This is a genomic window from Pseudomonas sp. S32 (assembly GCF_016648095.1).
Lineage (GTDB): Bacteria > Pseudomonadota > Gammaproteobacteria > Pseudomonadales > Pseudomonadaceae > Aquipseudomonas > Aquipseudomonas parafulva.
This window is the reverse complement of the sequence record NZ_JACVVF010000001.1, coordinates 58842-80215: the sequence shown is the minus strand read 5'-3', so window position 1 is coordinate 80215 and position 21374 is coordinate 58842. Positions and strand designations below refer to the sequence as shown.

The 21374-nt window shown below is 61.2% G+C and carries 17 protein-coding genes and 1 pseudogene; 6 read left to right on the top strand and 12 right to left on the bottom strand.

Annotated features, from left to right (window positions below):
- Nucleotides 1-61 precede the first annotated feature (61 nt).
- Nucleotides 62-346, bottom strand: a pseudogene (locus IAE38_RS00360) (nucleoid-associated protein); the annotation flags it as partial.
- Nucleotides 347-718: 372 nt separating this feature from the next.
- Between IAE38_RS00360 and IAE38_RS00355 the strand changes: the two are divergent.
- The gene (locus IAE38_RS00355) at nucleotides 719-1000 is read left to right on the top strand and encodes an HU family DNA-binding protein (protein WP_028631509.1); all 282 of its coding nucleotides are present in this window, start codon (nucleotides 719-721) and stop codon (nucleotides 998-1000) included.
- Between the two features lie 50 nt (nucleotides 1001-1050).
- On the opposite strand, the gene rlmF is transcribed toward IAE38_RS00355, so the two are convergent.
- The 5 genes from rlmF to IAE38_RS00330 form a co-directional block, all read right to left on the bottom strand.
- Nucleotides 1051-2001: a 23S rRNA (adenine(1618)-N(6))-methyltransferase RlmF gene (gene rlmF, locus IAE38_RS00350; protein WP_201215226.1), complete on the bottom strand. Its 951-nt coding sequence runs from the start codon at nucleotides 1999-2001 to the stop codon at nucleotides 1051-1053.
- Nucleotides 2002-2134: 133 nt separating this feature from the next.
- Nucleotides 2135-4981, bottom strand: a complete 2847-nt coding sequence (locus tag IAE38_RS00345; RefSeq protein WP_201215224.1) for a valine--tRNA ligase — start codon at nucleotides 4979-4981, stop codon at nucleotides 2135-2137.
- Nucleotides 4982-5177: 196 nt separating this feature from the next.
- Nucleotides 5178-5543, bottom strand: a complete 366-nt coding sequence (locus tag IAE38_RS00340) for a hypothetical protein (protein WP_028631506.1) — start codon at nucleotides 5541-5543, stop codon at nucleotides 5178-5180.
- Nucleotides 5544-5548: 5 nt separating this feature from the next.
- The gene (locus tag IAE38_RS00335; protein WP_201215215.1) at nucleotides 5549-5977 is read right to left on the bottom strand and encodes a DNA polymerase III subunit chi; all 429 of its coding nucleotides are present in this window, start codon (nucleotides 5975-5977) and stop codon (nucleotides 5549-5551) included.
- 48 nt (nucleotides 5978-6025) lie between these two features.
- Complete coding sequence (locus IAE38_RS00330) at nucleotides 6026-7519, bottom strand: leucyl aminopeptidase (RefSeq protein ID WP_201163275.1); 1494 nt, start codon at nucleotides 7517-7519, stop codon at nucleotides 6026-6028.
- A 298-nt stretch (nucleotides 7520-7817) separates the two neighbouring features.
- Here IAE38_RS00330 and lptF point away from each other — a divergent pair, with 298 nt between their 5' ends.
- On the top strand, nucleotides 7818-8933 hold the full coding sequence (gene lptF / locus IAE38_RS00325; protein WP_028631503.1) for an LPS export ABC transporter permease LptF: 1116 nt from the start codon (nucleotides 7818-7820) through the stop codon (nucleotides 8931-8933).
- Nucleotides 8926-9987 carry an LPS export ABC transporter permease LptG gene (gene lptG / locus IAE38_RS00320; RefSeq protein ID WP_028631502.1) on the top strand — a complete coding sequence of 354 codons (1062 nt, stop codon included), beginning with the start codon at nucleotides 8926-8928 and terminating at the stop codon, nucleotides 9985-9987. The genes lptF and lptG overlap by 8 nt, the downstream gene beginning before the upstream one ends.
- Before the next feature lie 82 nt (nucleotides 9988-10069).
- Here lptG and IAE38_RS00315 read toward each other — a convergent pair whose 3' ends face one another.
- The 5 genes from IAE38_RS00315 to gcvH all read right to left on the bottom strand — a co-directional run bounded on the left by IAE38_RS00315 (nucleotide 10070) and on the right by gcvH (nucleotide 15652).
- Nucleotides 10070-10555, bottom strand: a complete 486-nt coding sequence (locus IAE38_RS00315; protein ID WP_028631501.1) for an RDD family protein — start codon at nucleotides 10553-10555, stop codon at nucleotides 10070-10072.
- A 90-nt stretch (nucleotides 10556-10645) separates the two neighbouring features.
- Entirely contained in the window at nucleotides 10646-10858 is a 213-nt protein-coding gene (locus tag IAE38_RS00310) for a cold-shock protein (protein WP_028631500.1), read from the bottom strand.
- Nucleotides 10859-11216: 358 nt separating this feature from the next.
- On the bottom strand, nucleotides 11217-12338 hold the full coding sequence (gcvT, locus tag IAE38_RS00305) for a glycine cleavage system aminomethyltransferase GcvT (protein WP_442968245.1): 1122 nt from the start codon (nucleotides 12336-12338) through the stop codon (nucleotides 11217-11219).
- A gap of 64 nt (nucleotides 12339-12402) precedes the next feature.
- Nucleotides 12403-15258 carry an aminomethyl-transferring glycine dehydrogenase gene (gcvP, locus tag IAE38_RS00300; RefSeq protein ID WP_201215213.1) on the bottom strand — a complete coding sequence of 952 codons (2856 nt, stop codon included), beginning with the start codon at nucleotides 15256-15258 and terminating at the stop codon, nucleotides 12403-12405.
- Nucleotides 15259-15268: 10 nt separating this feature from the next.
- Entirely contained in the window at nucleotides 15269-15652 is a 384-nt protein-coding gene (gene gcvH / locus IAE38_RS00295) for a glycine cleavage system protein GcvH (RefSeq protein WP_201163273.1), read from the bottom strand.
- Nucleotides 15653-16324: 672 nt separating this feature from the next.
- On the opposite strand from gcvH, the gene IAE38_RS00290 reads away from it, so the two are divergent.
- From IAE38_RS00290 to IAE38_RS00280, 3 genes are all read left to right on the top strand, one after another.
- Nucleotides 16325-18109 (top strand): S-type pyocin domain-containing protein, encoded by a 1785-nt coding sequence (locus IAE38_RS00290; protein WP_201215211.1) that lies wholly within the window; start codon nucleotides 16325-16327, stop codon nucleotides 18107-18109.
- A 3-nt stretch (nucleotides 18110-18112) separates the two neighbouring features.
- On the top strand, nucleotides 18113-18379 hold the full coding sequence (locus tag IAE38_RS00285) for a bacteriocin immunity protein (RefSeq protein WP_201163271.1): 267 nt from the start codon (nucleotides 18113-18115) through the stop codon (nucleotides 18377-18379).
- A gap of 421 nt (nucleotides 18380-18800) precedes the next feature.
- Nucleotides 18801-19898 (top strand): acyltransferase family protein, encoded by a 1098-nt coding sequence (locus IAE38_RS00280; protein ID WP_201215209.1) that lies wholly within the window; start codon nucleotides 18801-18803, stop codon nucleotides 19896-19898.
- A 111-nt stretch (nucleotides 19899-20009) separates the two neighbouring features.
- On the opposite strand, the gene gltS is transcribed toward IAE38_RS00280, so the two are convergent.
- Nucleotides 20010-21209 (bottom strand): sodium/glutamate symporter, encoded by a 1200-nt coding sequence (gltS, locus tag IAE38_RS00275; protein WP_201163269.1) that lies wholly within the window; start codon nucleotides 21207-21209, stop codon nucleotides 20010-20012.
- Nucleotides 21210-21374 lie beyond the last annotated feature (165 nt).

Genomic DNA, 21374 nt, shown 5'->3' with positions numbered 1-21374 from the left:
CAGAGCTTTTAAATGTCTATAACGCATAGCACAAATATTTAACGTTCTCCAGGTGCCGGATCATCAGCTTTTGCAGGTGTTCGACGGCCATGCGGCTGAACGTGGTGAAATCCTTGTCTGCATCCAGGTACTGTTTAAGCCAGCCGCTCAGGGGGTAGGCCCCTGACTCGCCGTGGAAAAACCCCCAGGCCTTGCCTTGTTTGGCGTTGTAGCTGTCATTGAGGTCGGCCAGCAGGTTTTCGATGGCGTCGGAGGCGGCCAGTTCAGTGTCGCGGGCGTGCAGCACGGCGGGGCTGCCATCGGGCTTTTTGTCGATCAGGTGAACGATGCAATGGCGGATTGGCATGGGATTCTCAACGGGCTGCAAAAGGCCTGAAGTTTACCTCAGACGCAGGGGGATGCAGTGGCCGGAAGTTGGCGCAAATGCCAGTTGCTCGTTTTTTAAGCAACTTTGTGGCTTTAAGGCGAAAAACCCCCGAAAAACCCGCATTAAATCAGGGTGCGCAGCGGATATTTGTTCATTCGTGTGATAGCTTTGCGCGGTCTTGCGCCCCTGCTGTGGCGCATTGCTGGCAGCGCACGCTCGCCACGTCGAACCAAACGCCGATTTGTGTATCTACATACCCAATTGGCGCGGCCCGCCAAGTTGACGGGGCTGGCCCGATAACGTCGTCGTTCGCTGCAAAACCATCGAATTTGATAGGGAAGGAACACCACCATGGCATTGACCAAAGACCAACTGATTGCCGACATCGCCGAATCGATCTCTGCACCGAAAGCCACCGCCAAGAACGCTCTGGAGCAACTGGGCCAGATCGTTGCCGACCAGCTGGAAAACGGCGCTGAAATCACCCTGCCAGGCATCGGCAAGCTGAAAGTCTCCGAGCGTCCTGCCCGTACCGGCCGCAACCCTTCGACTGGCGCTGCCATCGAAATCGCTGCCAAGAAAGTCGTCAAGTTCGTGCCAGCCAAAGTGCTGACCGACGCTATCAACAAGTAATTCTTGTTGGTTTGACGAAACCGCGCCCGGCTTGCCCGGGCGCGGTTTTTTCATGCCTTCGATTCTGGTCGGGCGTACCAGGCCTGGCGCGCCGCTTGCGCATGGAAGCTCCAGGCCACCATGCGGCTCTGCTTTTGCCCCTGGCCCATTTCGCTGATGCGTACTGCCTTCGCCCCGGCTTTTTTCAGCGCGGCCTCGATGCCGGGCAGGTTGCTGGCCTTGGACACCAGGCTGGTGAACCACAGCACCTGCTGCGCGTACTGCACGCTTTCGCCAACCAGTTGGGTGACGAAGCGGATTTCACCCCCCTCGCACCACAGCTCGTTGTTCTGGCCACCAAAGTTCAGCACAGGCAACTTGCGTCTAGGGTCCTGCTTGCCAAGGTTCTTCCATTTGCGCTGGCTACCCCGGGTGGCTTCGTCGCGTGAGGCATGGAAGGGCGGGTTGCACAGCGTCAATTCCAGGCGCTCTTCCGCTTGCAGCAGCCCGGTGAGGATATGCGCAGCGTTTGCCTGCTGGCGCAGGGCTATGGCCTTGCTCAGGCCGTTGGCCTGCACGATGGCCTTGGCCGAGGCCAGCGCGACGGGGTCGATGTCCGAGCCCAGAAAGCGCCAGCGATAGTCGCTGTGGCCCAGCAACGGGTAGATACAGTTTGCCCCTACCCCCACATCCAGAACGCGTACCTGGGCCCCTCTGGGGATTTCGCCGCCATTGTCCTCCGCCAGCAGGTCGGCGGCCACGTGCAGGTAGTCGGCGCGGCCCGGGATAGGCGGGCACAGGTAGTCGGCGGGAATGTCCCAGTGCTGGATGCCGTACTGCGCCTTGAGCAGGGCGCGGTTGAACACCCGCACGGCTTCGGGGTTGGCGAAGTCGATGCTGGGTTTGCCGTAGGGGTTGGTGATGGTGAAGCGGGCCAGGTCGGGGTGTGCCTTGATCAGGCTGGGGAAGTCATAACGGCCCTGATGGCGGTTACGCGGGTGCAGGGTGGGCTTTTCAGTCATGGTTGGGTCCGGTGATACGGTGCCGGCCCATTCGCGGCCAAGGCCGCTTCCACTGGGATGTTCGTCCCCTGTGGAAGCGGCCTTGGCCGCGAACGAGGGCATGGCCCCCGCCGGTCACATCCGCAATGTCAGGTTACAGCGCTGCAATCCGCGCGTGCTGCTCGGTAAAGTTGGCCAGCGCCTGTTCGGACTCGGCCAGCTTCGCACGCTCTTTCTCGATCACCGCAGGCGGTGCCTTGTCGACGAAGGCAGCGTTGGACAGCTTGCCACCCACGCGCGCCACTTCGCCTTGCAGGCGCTGGATTTCCTTGTTCAGGCGTGCCAGCTCGGCATCCTTGTCGATCAGCCCGGCCATGGGTACCAGTACCTGCAGGTCGCCCACCAGGGCAGTGGCCGACAAAGGTGGTTCGTCAGCATCACCCAACACGGTGAACGACTCGACCTTGGCCAGCTTCTTCAGCAGCGCTTCGTTTTCCTGCAGGCGGCGCTGGTCGTCGGCGTTGGCGTTCTTCAGGAACAGCGGCAGTGGTTTGCCTGGGCCGATGTTCATTTCGGCGCGGATGTTGCGCAGGCCTACCATCAGTTCCTTGAGCCATTCGATATCGCCTTCGGCGGCGGCATCGATGCGGGCTTCAACGGCTACCGGCCATGGCTGCAGCATGATGGTCTTGCCTTCGATGCCGGCCAGCGGCGCAATGCGCTGCCAGATTTCTTCGGTAATGAACGGCATGAACGGGTGCGCCAGGCGCAGTGCCACTTCCAGTACGCGCACCAGGGTGCGACGGGTGCCGCGGGCGCGCTCGACCGGGGCGTTCTCGTCCCACAGTACAGGCTTGGACAGCTCCAGGTACCAGTCGCAGTACTGGTTCCAGATGAACTCGTACAGCGCCTGGCTGGCCAGGTCGAAGCGGAATTGCTCCAGCTGGCGTGTCACCTCGGCTTCGGTGCGCTGCAACTGCGAGATAATCCAGCGGTCAGCCAGCGACAGCTCGTAGGCTTCGCCGTTCTGGCCACAGTCTTCACCCTTGTCCAGCACGTAGCGGGCGGCGTTCCAGATCTTGTTGCAGAAGTTGCGGTAGCCTTCGACGCGGCCCATGTCAAACTTGATGTCCCGGCCTGTGGAGGCCAGCGAGCAGAAGGTGAAACGCAGGGCGTCGGTGCCGTAGCTGGCGATACCTTCGGGGAACTCGGCCTTGGTCTGCTTGGCGATCTTCTCGGCCAGCTTGGGCTGCATCATGCCGCTGGTGCGTTTTTCCAGCAGGGCGTCGAGGGTGATACCGTCGACGATGTCCAGAGGGTCCAGCACGTTACCCTTGGACTTGGACATTTTCTGGCCCTGGCCATCACGCACCAGGCCATGTACATACACGGTCTTGAACGGTACCTGCGGGGTGCCGTCCTCGTTCTTCACCAGGTGCATGGTCAGCATGATCATGCGCGCCACCCAGAAGAAGATGATGTCGAACCCGGTTACCAGCACATCGGTGGAATGGAATTTCTTGAGGAATTCGGTTTGCTCCGGCCAGCCCAGGGTGGAGAAGGTCCACAGGCCCGAACTGAACCAGGTGTCGAGCACGTCGTCGTCCTGGCGCAGATTAACCTCGGCGCCCAGGTTGTGCTTGGCGCGGACTTCCTGCTCGTTGCGGCCTACATACACCTGGCCGGCTTCGTCGTACCAGGCCGGGATGCGGTGGCCCCACCACAGCTGGCGGCTGATGCACCAGTCCTGGATGTCGCGCATCCAGGAGAAATACATGTTCTCGTATTGCTTGGGCACGAACTGGATGCGGCCGTCTTCCACGGCGGCGATCGCAGGTTCTGCCAGCGGCTTGGTAGAGACATACCACTGGTCGGTCAACCACGGCTCGATGACGGTCCCCGAGCGGTCACCTTTGGGCACTTTCAGCGCGTGGTCATCGATGCTGACCAGCAGGCCCTGGGCGTCCAGGTCGGCGACGATCTGCTTGCGGGCGACGAAGCGGTCCAGGCCGGCGTACTGGGCTGGCAGGCCAGTGTCGACCTGCTCGTTGACGCTGCCATCGAGGTTGAACGCCTGCGCGGCACCCAGCACCCTGGCGTTCTTGTCGAAGATGTTCAGCAGCGGCAGGTTGTGGCGCTTGCCCACGTCGTAGTCATTGAAATCGTGAGCCGGGGTGATCTTCACGCAGCCAGTGCCGAACGCTGGGTCGCAGTAGTCATCGGCGATGATCGGGATGCGGCGGCCAACCAGGGGCAGTTCGACGAATTTACCGATCAGCGCCTGGTAGCGTTCGTCAGCCGGGTTCACCGCAACGGCCGCATCGCCCAGCAGGGTTTCCGGGCGGGTGGTTGCGACCACCAGGTAGCCCAGGCCTTCGGCCGTGGTGGCGCCGTCGGCCAGCGGATAACGCAGGTTCCACAGGTGGCCTTTCTCGTCGTGGTTTTCCACCTCAAGGTCGGAGATGGCCGTGTGCAGCTTGGTATCCCAGTTCACCAGGCGCTTGCCACGGTAGATCAGGCCGTCTTCGTGCAGGCGCACGAAGGCTTCCTTGACAGCGTCGGACAGGCCGTCGTCCATGGTGAAGCGCTCGCGGCTCCAGTCCACCGACGACCCCAGGCGGCGGATCTGCCGGCTGATGTTGCCACCGGACTGGTCCTTCCACTCCCAGACCTTTTCCAGGAACTGTTCGCGGCCCAGGTCATGACGGTTCTGGCCTTTCGCTTCGAGCTGGCGCTCTACCAGCATCTGCGTGGCGATACCGGCGTGGTCGGTACCAGGTTGCCACAGGGTGTCGCGGCCCTGCATGCGACGGAAACGGATCAGGGCGTCCATGATCGCGTTGTTGAAGCCGTGGCCCATGTGCAGGCTGCCGGTCACGTTCGGCGGCGGAATCATGATGGTGTAGGACTCGCCTGCACCTTGTGGGGCGAAATAATTCTCGGCCTCCCAGGTGTTGTACCAGGAAGTTTCGATGGCGTGCGGCTGGTAGGTCTTATCCATGCGCGGCGGGACCCTGTGCATTAATTCGGGAAAGCCGAGAAGTATAACCAAGCTGGGGGCCGCAGGCGACAGGCTGCTGCTATCTGGCGGGGCAGGGGTAGCCTGCACGGGTAAACCTGCGCCCACCGGCCCGCAACACGTCGATGCCTTGTGGGAGCAGGTTCACCCGCTAAGCAGGCGCCACCAAATACTGACGTTACTCCGAACGCTTGATCAACCGCTCGATGCGCGCGTCCAGCCGGCGCTTGATCTCGTTCTCGATGTGCGGGGTGAAGTCGTTGATCACATCTTGCATGATCATCTGTGCGGCAGCGCGCAGCTCGCTTTCCAGGTGCAACAGGGTGTCCTGGCGGCGCGCTTGCGGGTTGTCATCGGCTGCGGCGGGTTGCCCGTCAACCGCGGGGGCAGCGTTGCCGGCCGGCTCGTCGAGGTGCAAAGGCATCTGCTCCACAGTGTCGGTGAGCAGCGGTGGCTGCAGGTCGGCATCACCGAGCAACTGGCGGATCGACTCGAGGTCATCGAGCAGATGGTTGGAATCTGGCAGGGGGGAGTGCTTGTCCATCGTCGTCAAAATCGCTGTAAGCGGTGGTCTTGCAGAGCATAGCCCTGTTCACGGTAGAAACGGAATCGCTCACGGGCTGATTGGCGGATGCCGGGCTCTTCCACGACGATTTCCGCCACCCGCTCGAACTGCCCGACGAAGCCTGGCACAGCTGCCCCCAGGTTGATCAGCAGGTCGCAGTGCGCGCCTGCGTCTTCGCCCAGCCCCAGCGCCACGCTGGCATCGGGTTGGGTCTCGGCCATGTCGTGGGGCACGAAGGCTTCACCCCTGAACGCCCACAGCAGTTGGTCCAACGCCATGCGCTGGGCCTCATCCTGGCAGTGCAGGTACACACGGTGGCCCAGGCGCCAGGCCTTGTCGCACAGCTTGCAGGCGAAATCCAGGCGCGCCGACAGGGCGTCGGTGGGCAGGATATAGAAATCGACTTTGCTCATGGGGATATCGCCGGCCGGTGGCGCACCGCGCGCCACCGGCTGAGGGCGTCAGGCGCCGGCGCGGTCCAGCAGGTACTGGGTGAGCAGGGGGACCGGGCGGCCAGTGGCGCCCTTGTCCTTGCCGCCGCTGACCCAGGCGGTGCCCGCGATGTCCATGTGCGCCCACTGGTAGGCCTTGGCAAAGCGTGACAGGAAGCAGCCAGCCGTGATGGTGCCTGCCTTGGGCCCACCGATGTTGCCCATGTCGGCGAACGGGCTGTCCAGCTGCTCCTGGTACTCGTCGAACAGCGGCAATTGCCAGGCGCGGTCGTCGGCACGCTTGCCGGCATCGAGCAACTGGCCCACCAGCGCATCGTCATTGCCCATCAGGCCGGTGGTGTGGCTGCCCAGGGCAACGATGCAGGCGCCGGTGAGGGTGGCGATGTCGATCACGGCCTGGGGCTTGAAGCGCTCGGCGTAGGTCAGGGTGTCGCACAGCACCAGGCGGCCTTCGGCGTCGGTGTTGAGGATTTCAACCGTCTGCCCGCTCATGGTGGTGACGATGTCGCCCGGGCGGGTTGCGCCACCGCTGGGCATGTTCTCGGCGCAGGCCAGCAGGCACACCAGGTTGATCGGCAGTTGCAGTTCCAGCACGGCGCGCAGCGTACCCAGCACACTGGCCGCGCCGCACATGTCGTATTTCATTTCGTCCATGCCGGCACCTGGCTTGAGGCTGATGCCGCCGGTGTCGAAGGTGATGCCCTTGCCCACCAGCACGAACGGTTTTTCGGCCTTCTTGCCGCCCTGGTAGTTCAGCACGATCAGGCGTGGCGGCTGGTCGCTGCCCTGGCCCACGGCATAGAACGCACCCATGCCCAGGTCCTTGATTTTCTTCTCGTCCAGCACTTCGACCTTCAGGCCCTTGTGGGCTTTGCCCAGGTCCTTGGCCTGTTCGGCCAGGAAGCTTGGGTGGCACAGGTTTGGCGGCAGGTTGCCCAGGTCGCGGGTGAAGGCCATGCCGGTGGCGATGGCGCTGGCATGTTGCACGGCACGCTCGACCTCGGCCTGACCCGCCTTGTCGGCCAGCAGGGTGACTTTTTTCAGGGCGCGGGGCTCGGCTTTCTGGCTTTTGAAACGATCGAATACGTATTCGCCGTCCAGCAGGGTTTCGGCCAGCAGGCGGTATTTGCCGTAGTGGGCGTCGCGGTTGTTGACTGCGATATCATCCAGGGCCAGCACGGCATCGGCGCCATTCAGGCCCTTGAGTACGCCGGCAACGCTTGCCACCAGCTTGCGCCAGGCGCGGTCGCCCAGGGCTTCATCCTTGCCGCAGCCAACCAGCAGCACACGTTCGGCCTTGAGGCCCGGCACATTGTGCAGCAGCAGGGTCTGGCCCGGCTTGCCGAGCAGGTCGCCACGCTTGAGCACGGCGCTGATGGCGCCTTCGCAGGCCTGGTCTACGCCCTTGGCCACGGCGCCCAGCGTACGTTTTTCACCAACTGCGATCACCAGCGTTGCAGTTTTTACGGATGCAGCGGCTACGCTTTTTACAACCAGTTCCATGTGAGGGTCCCCGAATGATCGATACGTGTGGCGCCGTGTGCCGGCGCTCTGGACGGGGCTGGCCGCGCCATGGCGCGCCAGCGGAAAAGCTGCCAGTTTGAGCCTGCGGCAAGCGTGCTGACAACCCCGTTGTGCGGCTTGATGCGCACCAAGTGACAGGGGCGATCAATCACAGGATAATGCGCGCACTTTATATGAAGGTTCGCCTGTGGCGAACCCGCATTGGCCTTGGATGTACTAAGTCATCGTCTGGTGCCATTCAATGGCAGTCCGTGCTGACAGCCCAGGAGTGTCTGGTTTGATCGTCTTTCGTTATCTGTCCCGCGAGGTCCTGGTGACCTTGAGCGCCGTCAGCGCAGTGCTGCTGGTGATCATCATGAGCGGCCGCTTCATCAAGTACCTGGCCCAGGCTGCCCAGGGCGTGCTCGACCCGGGCGTGCTGTTCCTGATCATGGGCTTCCGCCTGCCAGGTTTCCTGCAACTCATCCTGCCGCTGGGGCTGTTCCTGGGCATCCTGCTTGCCTATGGCCGGCTGTACCTGGAAAGCGAAATGACTGTGCTGTCGGCCACGGGCATGAGCCAGCAGCGTCTGCTGGGCATGACCATGGCGCCTGCCGCGCTGGTGGCACTGCTGGTTGCCTGGCTGAGCCTGAGCCTGGCACCGCTGGGCGTTGCCCAGGTGCAGAAGATCATCAGCCAGCAGGACGCCCTGACCGAGTTCGACACCTTGGTGCCGGGCCGCTTCCAGACCCTGCGCGACGGTTCCCGGGTGACCTACACCGAACAGCTGTCGGATGACCGGGTGAACCTGGCCGGGGTGTTCATTTCGGAAAAACGCTTCAACCAGGACAAGACCAAGGACCGCGCCCCATCGGTGCTGGTGGCCGAGCGTGGTCACCAGGAAATCCAGGCCGACGGCAACCGCTATCTGGTGCTGGAAAACGGCTACCGCTACGACGGCAACCCGGGCCAGGCCGATTACCGCGCCATCAAGTACGACACCTACGGTGTGCTGCTGCCCAAGCCGGAGGTGAGCGAAGAGGTCACCGAGCGCGAAGCCATCCCCACCACCGAGCTGTTCGGCTCGACGGACCTGCGCGAGCGCGCCGAGCTGCAGTGGCGGCTGTCGCTGCCCATCCTGGTCTTCATCGTGACCCTGCTGGCGGTGCCGCTGTCCCGCGCCAACCCTCGGCAGGGGCGCTTCCTCAAGCTGCTGCCGGCAATTCTTCTGTACATGGCTTACCTGACAATGCTGATTTCCGTTCGCGGTGCCCTCGAGAAAGGCAAGCTGCCCATTGGCCTGGGCATGTGGTGGGTCCACGGTCTGTTCCTGCTGATCGGGCTGGGGATCATGTACTGGGAGCCCCTGCGCCTCAAGCGTGCTGCCCGCCGTGCGGAGGTGACCCGTGGCTAAGCTCGACCGCTACATCGGCCAGAGCGTGCTCATGGCCATTCTGGCCGTACTGGGGATCATCCTCGGTTTGGCGTCCCTGTTTGCCTTCATCGACGAGATGGGTGACCTGAGCGATACCTACACGGTGATGGATGCAGGCAAGTATGTGCTGCTTACCGCCCCGCGCCGTGTGTACGACATGCTGCCGATGGCGGCGCTCATCGGCTGCCTGATTGGCCTGGGTACCCTGGCCAGCAGCAGCGAGCTGACCATCATGCGTGCGGCGGGTGTTTCCATCGGCCGTATCGTCTGGGCGGTGATGAAGCCCATGCTGGTACTGATGCTGGTCGGCCTGCTGATTGGCGAATACGTGGCGCCGGTCACCGAGAATACGGCCCAGGCCGATCGCTCACTGGCGCAAGGTGGCGGTGAAGCGCAGAGCTCCAAGCGCGGCATGTGGCACCGCCAGGGCGAGGAGTTCGTCCATATCAACTCGGTGCAGCCGAACAACCTGCTGCTGGGGGTGACACGCTACCGTTTCGACGACCAGCGCAAGATCATCAGTTCCAGCTTCGCGCGCCGGGCCCGTTATGAAAACGAGCAGTGGGTACTCAGCGATGTGCGTACCACGTTCTTCCGCGGCGACCATACCGAGGTAGTGCAGGCCCCTGAAGAGAAGTGGGATGTGTCGGTTACGCCGCAGTTGCTCAATACCGTTGTCGTCGCACCGGAGTCGCTGTCGATCACCGGCCTGTGGGACTACATCCACTACCTGTCCGACCAGGGCCTGAACAACGCGCGCTACTGGCTGGCGTTCTGGACCAAGGTGCTGCAACCGGCTGTGACCGCAGCGCTGGTACTGATGGCCATTTCCTTCATCTTCGGGCCACTGCGTTCGGTCACCCTGGGCCAACGCGTGTTCACCGGCGTATTGGTGGGCTTCGTGTTCCGCATTGCCCAGGACCTGCTGGGGCCATCCAGCCAGGTGTTCGGCTTCCCGCCCTTGTTGGCCGTGGTGTTGCCGGCCGGCATCTGCGCCTTGGCCGGGTTGTGGTTACTGCGTAGAGCAGGGTAATACCCCCGCCGACCTGCGGTCCCCTTGTAGGAGCGACCGCAGGTCGCGATGGGCTGCCCAGCAGCCCCAAGCCCCTGACACCCTAGCGCCGCTTCGGCACCCGCACCAACTGGCTCTCGGAATAGATGTCGTGCCAGCCCCGTTTGCGCGTGTCCACCAGCGCCCAGAAAAACCCCAACCCCAGGCATAGCCACGACGCTATCGACACCACGAAGCGCAGCAGCGCCTGCCACAGGCTGATGGCCGTACCATCCGGGTTCTGTACCCGTATCCCCCATACCTGCATGCCCAGTGTCTGCCCGCCGTGGGTCCAGAACTTGGCAAAGAAACCGAACAGCACGAACACCAGCACGGTGGACAGTAACGGGTCGCCATCCAGTGCACCGGCCTCGGTCAGCGTGCGCATGCGTGCTTCGCCGATGATGGCCATCTGGATCATCTTGTAGGCGCCGGCAGTGACGATCAGCAGTGCCGTACACAGCAAAAAGTCATAGAACATTGCAGCCAGGCGTCGGCCCAGGCCAACCGGTGGAAAATCACCCTGAGGTAACAGCAGAGGCTTGGACATGCAGGACAGCTCCAGAAAACGGAGCCCTATTCTACGGGCAAAAAAAAGCCCCTGCACTTGGCAGGGGCTTTTCTGTGGGTCTGGTGCGGGTTAACCGAGCACCTGGACCTTGTCTGCCTGCAGGCCTTTTTGGCCCTGGACAGCTTCGAAGGAGACTTTCTGGCCTTCCTTCAGGCTTTTGAAGCCGTTGCCTTCGATGGCGCGGAAGTGCACGAACAGATCAGCACCGCTTTCTGGGGTGATGAAACCGTAACCTTTTTCGTCATTGAACCACTTGACGGTACCGTTCTGACGCTCAGCCATTGTCTTATTTCCTATGACGCTTAAATTTTGATGACAGTTTCTTTCACGTTATGAGTACGCGAAAGATTACCGGGCTGGGTTGCAGGAAAGTAAGAGACGTCGAACGGGTTGTAGCAGAATGCGGCTACTGGCCCAGGTCACGAACTGTTGCGACCCATGCAAACACAGTGAGGTGACTCTACGCCAACTCCCGAACGAAAAACAAGCCCTGGGCAGGGGCTAAAATCGGCGCCTTGCCCGTTACCGACCAATGTGTCGGAAACGGCATGGTGGCTGGCCTGGCGCCGTGTTCAAAAAGTTATTAGGCAGGTTCGAAAACGTCTATACAACGGGGTTTTGTCACCTGCCTCAATGCCCATCAACCGCGGTAGTAACGTGGCGTCACAAAAGGCATTTTGCTCACCTTCAGGGCCACTTTCTTACCGCGGACAACTGCAAACAACGACGTATCAACTGCCGCCTGTTCACTGTCGATATAACCCATTGCCACGGGGGCACCGAGTGTCGGCCCAAAACCGCCGCTGCACACTTTGCCGACTGGGTTGTCATGGGCATCTACGATATCGGCGCCCTCACGTACGGGGGTGCGTTCCTGCGGTAATAGCCCCACGCGCTTGCGGGCGACGCCCTCGCGCTGCTGCCTGAACAGGGCCTCAGCGCCTGGGAAGCCCCCGGCACGGGCACCGTCTGCACGGCGCGGCTTGGACACAGCCCACAGCAGGCTGGCTTCAACCGGCGTGGTTTCGGGGTTCATGTCGTGGCCATACAGGCACAGGCCGGCCTCTAGCCGCAGGGAGTCACGTGCCCCCAGGCCGATCGGCTGTACCTCGGGTTCGGCCAGCAGCCTGCGCGCCAAGGCCTCGGCTGCACTGGCCGGCACCGAGATTTCGTAGCCGTCCTCCCCGGTGTAGCCGGAGCGGCTGACCCAGCAGTCTTCGCCCAGCAACCGCACCGCATGCAGTTGCATGAACGTCATCCCGGCCACTTCGGGTGCCAGGCGCTGCAGCACCTGCGCTGCTGCGGGGCCTTGCAGGGCCAGCAGGGCACGCTGCTCGAACAGGGGTTGCACGCTGCAGCGCGCGCCAATGTGTGCTTGCAGGTGGGCCAGGTCGTGGTCTTTGCACGCAGCGTTGACCACCAGCAGCAAGGTGTCATTGCCCAGGTTGGCCACCATCAGGTCGTCGAGAATGCCGCCTTGTTCGTTGGTGAACATGGCATAACGCTGCAGGCCCACCGGCAGGTCGAGGATATCGACCGGTACCAGGGTTTCCAGGGCACGGGCGGCATCGCTGCCTTGCAGCAGAATCTGCCCCATGTGTGAAACATCGAACAGGCCGGCCTGTTCGCGGGTGTGCAAGTGCTCCTTCAGCACACCCAGTGGGTACTGGACGGGCATGTCGTACCCGGCAAACGGTACCATGCGCGCACCCAGTTCAAGGTGCAGGGCATGCAGCGGGGTCTTGAGCAGTGCTTGGGACATCAGTGACTCCTTGCGACTCGGGTAGGGCTGGCTGACCTGGCAACGGCCAGGCCAGGCAACGGCTTCATGCATCCTGGTAGCTTTCGATCGGTGGGCATGCGCACACCAGGTTGCGGTCGCCATACACGTTGTCGACGCGGCTTACCGGTGGCCAGTACTTGCCCTCGATCAGGCTCGGCAGCGGGTACACCGCCTGTTCGCGGGTGTAACCATGGGCCCATTCACCCACCAGCTCTGCGGCAGTGTGCGGTGCGTTTTTCAGCGGGTTGTCATCCTTGTCCAGGGTGCCATTCTCGACGGCGCGGATTTCTTCGCGGATCTGGATCATGGCGTTGCAGAAACGGTCGAGTTCTTCCCGGGACTCGCTCTCGGTCGGCTCGATCATCAGCGTGCCAGCCACCGGGAAGGACATGGTCGGGGCGTGGAAGCCGAAATCGATCAGCCGCTTGGCTACATCGTCCACGCTGATGCCGCTGCTGTCCTTGAGCGGGCGCAGGTCGAGGATGCATTCGTGGGCAACCAGGCCGTTGCTGCCGGTGTACAGCACCGGGTAGTGCTCTTCCAGGCGGCGGGCGATGTAGTTGGCATTGAGGATCGCCATCTGCGAGGCGCGCTTGAGGCCTGCGCCCCCCATCATGCGGATGTACATCCAGGTGATGGGCAGGATGCTGGCACTGCCGAACGGTGCCGCACACACGGCCCCTGTCGGGTTGGCCAGCGCAGCATGGCCCGGCAGGAACGGCGCCAGGTGCGACTTGACGCCAATCGGGCCAACACCCGGGCCACCGCCGCCATGGGGTATGCAGAACGTTTTGTGCAGGTTGAGGTGGGACACGTCGCCGCCGAACTTGCCCGGTGCGCACAGGCCGACCATGGCGTTCATGTTGGCGCCGTCGATATACACCTGGCCACCGTTGCTGTGGATGATCGAGCATATCTCACCGATCGCCTCTTCGAACACGCCATGGGTGGACGGGTAGGTGATCATCAGCGCGGCCAGGCGGTCGCGGTGCTCCAGCGCCTTGGCCCGCAGGTCGGCCACATCGACATTGCCGCGGGCGTCACAGGCGGTGACCACCACCTGCATGCCGGCCATGTGGGCAGTGGCCGGGTTGGTACCGTGCGCCGACGATGGGATCAGGCAGATATCGCGATGCCCTTCATTGCGGCTGCGGTGGTAGGCGCGGATCGCCAGCAGGCCGGCATACTCGCCCTGTGAGCCGGCATTGGGCTGCAGCGACACGGCATCGTAGCCGGTGGCAGCGCACAGCATCGCTTCAAGCTCGTTGGTCATCTGCAGGTAACCCTGGCTTTGCTCGGCCGGGGCGAAGGGGTGCAGGTTACCGAATTCGGCCCAGGTTACGGGGATCATTTCGCTGGCAGCGTTGAGTTTCATGGTGCATGAACCCAGCGGGATCATGCTGCGGTCAAGCGCCAGGTCCTTGTCGGCCAGCCGGCGCAGGTAGCGCATCAGTTCGGTTTCGCTGTGATAGCGGTTGAACACCGGGTGTTCCAAGTAGGCCGAACTGCGCAGCAGCGTCTCTGGCAGCAGCGCCGTGCTGGTGGCGGCCAGTGCGTCGAAATCAGGTTGAGGCTGATCGCCGCCCAACAGCTGCCACAGGCTTTGCACATCGGCCTGGGTGCTGGTTTCGTCCAGCGAAATGCCCACATGCCCGGCATCCACCTGGCGCAAGTTGATGCCCTGGGCGCGAGCCGTTTCGTGCAGGCTGGCAGTATTGCCGCCGGTGGCCAGGGTGAGGGTGTCGAACGCGCTGCTGCCCACCGGCTGGATACCCAGCGCACGCAGGCCTGCTGCCAACACCGAGGTCAGCCCATAAATGCGCTCGGCGATGCGCTTGAGGCCCTGGGGGCCATGGTACACGGCAAACATACTGGCGATGTTGGCCAGCAGTACTTGCGCCGTGCAGATGTTGCTGGTGGCTTTCTCGCGGCGAATATGCTGCTCGCGGGTCTGCATCGCCAGGCGCAGGGCCGTTTTGCCGAAGCGGTCGATGGACACGCCCACCAGCCGGCCCGGCATGTCGCGCTTGAACGCGTCACGGGTGGCGAAGTAGGCCGCGTGTGGCCCGCCGAAGCCCAGCGGCACCCCGAACCGTTGGGCGCTGCCGATGGCCACGTCGGCCTCGAATTCGCCAGGCGGCGTCAGCAGGGTGAGTGCCAGCAGGTCGGCTGATACGGCCACCAGCGCGTTGGCATCATGGAACCGCTGCACCACTTCGCGGTAGTCCAGCACTTCGCCGGTGCTGGCCGGGTATTGCAGCAGCGCGCCGAAATACGCACTGACATCGCCCAGCTCACGTTCATCCCCCACCTCGATGCTGATACCCAGGGGTTCTGCACGGGTGCGCAGTACATCGAGGGTTTGCGGGTGGCAGTGGACCGATGCGAAGAAGCTGTGGCTGGCCTTGTTCTTCGACAGGCGCTTGCAGAAGGTCATGGCTTCGGCGGCTGCGGTGGCTTCGTCCAGCAAGGACGCGTTGGCAATCGGCAGGCCGGTCAGGTCGCAGACCAGCGTCTGGAAGTTGAGCAGTGCTTCCAGGCGCCCCTGGGAAATTTCTGGCTGGTAAGGCGTGTAGGCCGTGTACCAGGCCGGGTTCTCCAGCAGGTTGCGCAGAATGGGCGCAGGGGTGTGGGTGTTGTAGTAACCCTGGCCAATATAGCTTTTGAACAGCTGGTTCTTGCTGGCGATGGCTTTGAGCGCTGCCAGCGCATCAGCTTCGCTCTGGCCGTTGTGCTCACCCAGCACGCTGGTGCCTTTGATGGACGCAGGGATGACGGCGTCTGTCATGGCTTGCAGCGAGTCGAAACCCAGGGTGGCGAGCATGGCCTGCTCGTCTTCGGCGCGCGGGCCGATATGGCGGGCGATGAATTCGTTGGCAGTGCCGAGGTTGATGGTCATGGCGGTTTCCTCAGGCGTCGTCGTTGGCGTTGAGCAGGCGGTCATAGGCCTGCTGGTCGAGCAGGGCGGTGACATCGTTCATGTCGGCTGGCTTGAAGCGGAAGAACCAGCCATCACCCATGGGCGCTTCGTTGACCCGCTCAGGGCTGTCGTTGAGGGCGTCATTGACGGCGACCACCTCGCCGGCCAGGGGCATGTACACCCCGCTGGCCGCTTTCACCGATTCCACGGTGGACGCTTCGGCACCCTTCTCGTAGTGCTGAAGCTCGGGCAGTTGCACGTAGACCACATCGCCGAGGGCATTCTGAGCATAGGCCGTAATGCCCACAGTGACAGTGCCATCGGCTTCGACGCGCAGCCATTCGTGATCTTCGGTGAAACGCAACTCGCTCATGGGGGCTCCTCGTGAACCGGGACAGTGGCGCGATTGGGCTCGCGCTCTAGGTAGAAGATTGCTAGCAATAATGTGGCCAACTGATGAAAGCCCCTTTAAACCAGCGGGTTGAGCGGGTCATGAGGCTATTGGTGGGGGTGGTGTGTAGCGAATTCATTACGATTGGCTTCGACCTAAAAAGCCTTTTCCCTTCAGTCCGTTGGGAGGGTGCGCCTTATAAGGGTCGTTTCGTTTTCGTTACGTCGTTACGAATTCGATACGGCTTGGCGCTTGTTTTTATTGTGCATTGACTCTTCCTTTGATTCTTCACGCTAGGAATCGACTTAGAGATAAGTCGGAAATTTCCTATATTCGGCTTCTGAAATATTTGTCGAACGGGAATGGGATAACCTTCGTTCATAGTTATTAGTTGGGTTTCCTTAGGTAATTGTGCACGCTGGGAATTTATATTTGCATTGGTCAGGTTAATGAGGAGGGAAAGCACTATTCAATAATTGAAAAGGAGTCATGGCGTGTCTCGTAAAAAAAGACAGGTTACCCTGCCACCCACGTTCGTCGGGGCGCAACCCAGTCGGCCAGGGGCCTATAGTTCTTCAGGTAACTTACCTAATCAAACGGGTCCTATTTTGGATGGGTTCACTGCCACCGCTGGCAATGCATTCAGGATCGCAGATGAAGTTGCCAGACGTTTTTATTCAGAACAATTATCCCGCCTGCCCAGTTCGCTTGAGCAGGAAGTCAATGCCCTTGCCGCAGCGTCACTGCCCCCCCTCGGCAACCGTTGTCGAAAGGTTAAACAATGGAATACAGGGGCGATCAAAACTACTGGCCTTGAAACATGCCGATCGCGCGTACCGCACCGAACTGGCCAACCGTTTTTACGGTTCCAGCCCTTTGGGCAAGCATCCATCGACGTACGCTCATGCTGCATTTCAAAATATCGCGTCGGGCCGTATCAAGTCATCGGACCTGCAGCAGGCGTTGAATGATGCTTACCTCGCCGCTTATACGGTACAGCTGCGCGATGCAGAAATTCAGCAGCTCGAAGGGCAGCTTGCAGCGCTGCGGCAAGAGGTTGCGAATGCCGTTGCCCAGGCTGCCATCCAGGCCGAGGCAGAACGGTTAGCCGAGGCCCAGGCTCGCGCCCACGCCGAAGCTCAAGCCTTTGCCGAGGCCGAGGCGCAGGCGCGGGCCCATGAGGAGGCTCAGCGCCGGGCCCATGAGGAAGCCCTGAAGGCGGCGCACGCAGCGGCGCTGGCTCGAGCCCAGGCTGAGGCCGAGGCGCGGCAGGCTGCGGCAGCCAAGGCGGCTGCCGAAAAGGCCTTGGCAGAGCAGGCTATTCGGCAGGCCAATACCTACCTTGTGCCACCTGCAGGGCCAGTGTCCGAGCCCAAGGTGGTCATGTCGTCCGGTGCGCCGCCCGCAGTGGTCGCTGGCGCAGCGCTGGGGAGTGCCATCAGGGCTGCTGTCAGCTCATTGAGTGTGGCGCCGGTGGAGGCGCTGGTCGCGCCGTTTCTGGTTGGCCTCGCCGCCCTGTTGTACGCGCCCAAATTGGGTAATGCCGAACGACGGCGCCCAGCGAAGCCCTTGGGGAACTATCTACTCACCCTGCCGCTGGGCGAGCTTTCGGTTGAGCTTGATGCTGCGGCCCAGGCCGAGGCGGTCGAACGAGGGGCGCTAGACCTTCCATTTCGCATGGGCGAGAGGCAGGACCTCGATGGCCCTGCAGAGTTGTTCGCCGCGCGTACCGACGGCTCAGCCCTTCCTTCGGCGGTGCCGGTACTGGTCGCCCAGTATGACGCGCAGACCGGCAGCTACACCGTTACCACGGACGACATACCCTCCAGAACAGTGGTCTGGACGCCTGCGGTAGAGTCGTCGGGCAGCTCCACAGTATTACCACCTACCTCGCCCAGCGACAACAAACTGGCAGGCCCGACACTGGAGCCGCTTGACGGCCGGCTGGATGTTTACCCGGACCTGCCTGACGTCGGGTTCGATGACTACGTCATCATTTTCCCGATCGACTCCGGGTTGGCTCCGCTTTATGTGATGTTCAAGAGCCGCCGGAACCTTCCGGGGGTCGTGACGGGGAAAGGTAAACTTATCGATGGTACGCTTCTTGTCGAAGGCGCTCGGGAGGGCATACCTATTCCTGCTCAGATTGCCAGTAAGTTGCGAGGAAAAAAATTTAGTAGCTGGGGCGCTTTTCGTCGAAGGTTTTGGCAAATGATTGGAAGAAGCCCACTGTTTGAAGGGCAATTTGATACTGCTGATCTTTTGGCGATGCGACGTGGGCGAGCCCCCGTCGCTTTCGCCAGCGAGCGAGTCGGTCATCGGAATAAGTGGGAGCTACATCATATCGTAAGTATTTCTGATGGGGGAGGTGTTTATGATTTCGATAACCTTGTTTTAATGGGTACACATCATCACATCCAGAGGCATAAAGGTAAATAAATTATGCAGGAAAAAATATCTGACTATACCGAACAGGAATTTTTTAGACTTGTTTACGGTATCTATCATGCAGATCCGGTGTTGTATCCCTCTGACCGTGCTCACTCAAGCGGGATTATCAAATTCGAGAAGCTTTCGGAACACCCTAAAGGATGTGATGTGATTTTCAAACCTAGCAAGGTGGGTATCAAAGATTCACCTCAAGCTATTGTCGATGAAGTCAAACGCTGGCGCCAAGAACAAGGCCTGCCAGGTTTCAAAGACGCCTGACCTCCCTATAGCCCCCCGCCCGTATCCGGTCGAGGGGCTACTTCACGGCATAGCGTCATAAGCCCGCTTGGCTCACTGAAAAAACGGCAACCCCAAGCACAGCTTGATCACCATCAGATTGATCAGGTCACTGAGGAACGCCTCACGAATGGAAAAATTGGGGCAGCCATCGCGGTCAGTCATTCGTCATCCATTTCCCAAAGATCAAGGCCTGCCTCGGTTTTCATTGCAGATAGAAAACGCAAAACCTATTCTCGCCCCGCATGCGAATGCCGTTGTCTAGGAGGTTGTCTCGGCTGCTCCTGCGGTCCTAACCGTATTCAGGCACCTCATCATTGAAATGCAACGATGTCAGACATTTTCAGGGCCTGTAAGGCATTTGAAGTAACGTGAGGGCCGTGATGGCCAAGCGAACGAGGCAGTGAACGTGGCTCTACCCAACCGTGAAAACAGGCTCTACACGCTAGATGTGCTACGTGGCGTGGCTGCTTTGTGCGTCGTATTCTGGCATTGGCAGCATTTTTTCTACGACGGCGGCGCGCCTGTCAATTTCGATCCTGCCCAGCAGCCGTTCTTCAAGCCTTTTACGCTGCTGTACCAGCACGGGGGCCTGGCAGTTCAGCTGTTCTTCACGCTTTCCGGGTTTGTTTTCTATTGGCTTTTCGCTAACGAGGTGGCCAGCCGCTCCCTTCCTGCTGCGCGCTTCGCCTGGGATCGTTTAACTCGGTTGTATCCTTTGCACCTGGTGACCTTCCTGGTAGTGGCTGGGTTACAAAGTGCCTATTCGAACAGTCATGAGGGCTATTTCGTCTACCCCTTCAATGATGCTTACCACGCCGTACTCAATCTGTTGATGATGCCTGCGTGGGGGCTGGAAAAAGGTTGGTCGTTCAACGCGCCGATCTGGTCCGTGTCAGTAGAGATGTTGTTGTATGCCGTATTCTTTCTGGTCTGCCTGAGCCGCCGCTGGAGATGGCCGCTGACCCTGTTAGCACTGGCATTGGGAAGCTATCTTTACCCGCAGGTGTACAAGCTTGGCAGCGGCGTGCTCTGCTTTTTCATCGGCGGTGTGACCTATGGGTTGCTGCAACAGATCAGGCGCTGGGCAGGCGACACCGGCGCCGTGTGGGTTACGGTGCCGTTATGCATCGTTGCGTGGGCGTGGTTGATCCATGGGGCCGATGCATTGAACGGTAACCTGCTTCTATATGTGTGCTATCCGCTTCTGGTGGCGGCGCTGGCGGGGCTGGGCTTTCGTTGGCAAGGGCTCGGACGGCGTTGGGGCTGGCTGGGGGATATCAGCTACGCGTCCTACCTCATTCACTTTCCGCTGCAAATCATCTTTGCCCTAGTGCTCGATGCCTTTGCTTTTCCGCGGGCGGTGTTCTACCAGGAATGGGTGATGCTGCTGTTTTTTGCCATCCTCATTCCATTGAGCTTGGTAAGCCACCGCTGGCTTGAACGCCCTGTTCAGCGCTATCTGCGTCAACGTCGCCCGGCAGCGCTCGGCCAAGAATGAGCGTCATAAGTGTTCTCCGGGCGCCGCCTGACCTCAGCTAATGCCCCCCGCCCGTACCCGGGTGAGGGGCTAGTTCACGGTATAACCCGCAGCGTCATAAGCCAGCTTGGCTCACTGAAAAAACGGCAACGCCAGGTACAGCTTGATCACCACCACATTGATCAGGTCAATAAAGAACGCCCCTACCATCGGCACCACCAGAAACGCCACATGGGACGGCCCGAAACGCTGGGTAACCGCTTGCATGTTGGCGATTGCAGTTGGCGTAGCGCCCAGGCCGAAACCGCAGTGCCCGGCAGCGAGCACGGCAGCATCGTAGTTGCGCCCCATCACGCGGAAGGTCACGAAGATGGCAAACAGTGCCATCACCAAGGTCTGCGCGGCTAGCAGCACGAAGAAGGGCAGGGCCAGGGCTGACAGGTCCCACAGCTTCAACGACATCAGGGCAATGGCCAGGAACAGCGACAGGCTGACATTGCCCAGCACCGATACTTCCCGCTCGAACACCTGATAGAAACCAAAGGCCGAGAGCCCGTTGCGCAGCACCACGCCCACAAACAGCACGCACACGAAGTTCGGCAGTTCGAAGGGGGTGCCTTTCAGCAACCCGTTCAGTAGTGTGCCTGCCAGTAGGCTCACGGCAATCAGGGCCAGGGTTTCGATGAAGGAAAAGGACGTGATGAGGCGTTCTTTTTCAGGTTGCTCGAAACCCGTGGGCAGTTGCGGTGCATCGCCCGCAAGGCCGGGTGGGGTAACCCGCTTGATCAGCAGGCGGGCAACCGGGCCGCCGATCAGGCCACCGAGTACCAGGCCGAAGGTAGCAGAGGCCATGGCCAGTTCCGACGCTGAAGCCAGGCCGTAGGTTTCTGAGAACGTCGCGCCCCAGGCGGCACCGGTGCCGTGGCCCCCCGACAGCGTGATGGAGCCGGCCAGCAAGCCCATCAGCGGGTCCAGGCCCAACGCTGTAGCCAGGCTGATGCCCAGCGCATTCTGCACCACCAGCAGGCTGGTGACCGCAAGCAGGAACACACCTACCGCCCTGCCGCCTTTTTTCAGGCTGGCGAAGTCGGCGCTCAGGCCGATGGTGGCGAAGAAGGCCAGCATCAGTGGGGTTTGCAGGGAGGTGTCAAACTGCACGTGCAGGTCGAAACTGCGCATCGCCAGCAGCGCGATGGCTACCACCAAGCCACCGGCCACAGGCTCGGGAATGTTGTAGGCGCGCAAAAAACCAATGCGCGCGACCAGGCCGCGCCCGAGCAGCAACACCAGGGAGGCAGCCACCAGCGTGCCGTAAAAATCGAGTTCTAACATCAGGTACTCTCGTTATATCCAGTAGCGAACCACAGACCGCTCTTGGGCGGTTTAGCGGGGTGACAGGCAGGATTGCACTGCTGTCATTCTACGAGGCACACGTCAGAGCGTATCTGGCGAAATCCTAGGAAAAGTCTGAACAATTCAGGGAAACTGCCGACAAAA

Bases quoted from the DNA above. Each gene is read 5' to 3' on its own strand.
- gcvH (WP_201163273.1), bottom strand. From the start codon at position 15,652: ATGAGCGAGTTGCGTTTCACCGAAGATCACGAATGGCTGCGCGTCGAA.
- IAE38_RS00355 (WP_028631509.1), top strand. From the start codon at position 719: ATGGCATTGACCAAAGACCAACTGATTGCCGACATCGCCGAATCGATC.
- IAE38_RS00335 (WP_201215215.1), bottom strand. From the start codon at position 5,977: ATGAGCAAAGTCGATTTCTATATCCTGCCCACCGACGCCCTGTCGGCG.
- IAE38_RS00345 (WP_201215224.1), bottom strand. From the start codon at position 4,981: ATGGATAAGACCTACCAGCCGCACGCCATCGAAACTTCCTGGTACAAC.
- gcvT (WP_442968245.1), bottom strand. From the start codon at position 12,338: ATGTCCCAAGCACTGCTCAAGACCCCGCTGCATGCCCTGCACCTTGAA.
- IAE38_RS00310 (WP_028631500.1), bottom strand. From the start codon at position 10,858: ATGGCTGAGCGTCAGAACGGTACCGTCAAGTGGTTCAATGACGAAAAA.
- IAE38_RS00330 (WP_201163275.1), bottom strand. From the start codon at position 7,519: ATGGAACTGGTTGTAAAAAGCGTAGCCGCTGCATCCGTAAAAACTGCA.
- rlmF (WP_201215226.1), bottom strand. From the start codon at position 2,001: ATGACTGAAAAGCCCACCCTGCACCCGCGTAACCGCCATCAGGGCCGT.
- gltS (WP_201163269.1), bottom strand. From the start codon at position 21,209: ATGTTAGAACTCGATTTTTACGGCACGCTGGTGGCTGCCTCCCTGGTG.
- IAE38_RS00315 (WP_028631501.1), bottom strand. From the start codon at position 10,555: ATGTCCAAGCCTCTGCTGTTACCTCAGGGTGATTTTCCACCGGTTGGC.
- IAE38_RS00285 (WP_201163271.1), top strand. From the start codon at position 18,113: ATGCAGGAAAAAATATCTGACTATACCGAACAGGAATTTTTTAGACTT.
- IAE38_RS00290 (WP_201215211.1), top strand. From the start codon at position 16,325: ATGAAGTTGCCAGACGTTTTTATTCAGAACAATTATCCCGCCTGCCCA.
- IAE38_RS00340 (WP_028631506.1), bottom strand. From the start codon at position 5,543: ATGGACAAGCACTCCCCCCTGCCAGATTCCAACCATCTGCTCGATGAC.
- gcvP (WP_201215213.1), bottom strand. From the start codon at position 15,258: ATGACCATCAACCTCGGCACTGCCAACGAATTCATCGCCCGCCATATC.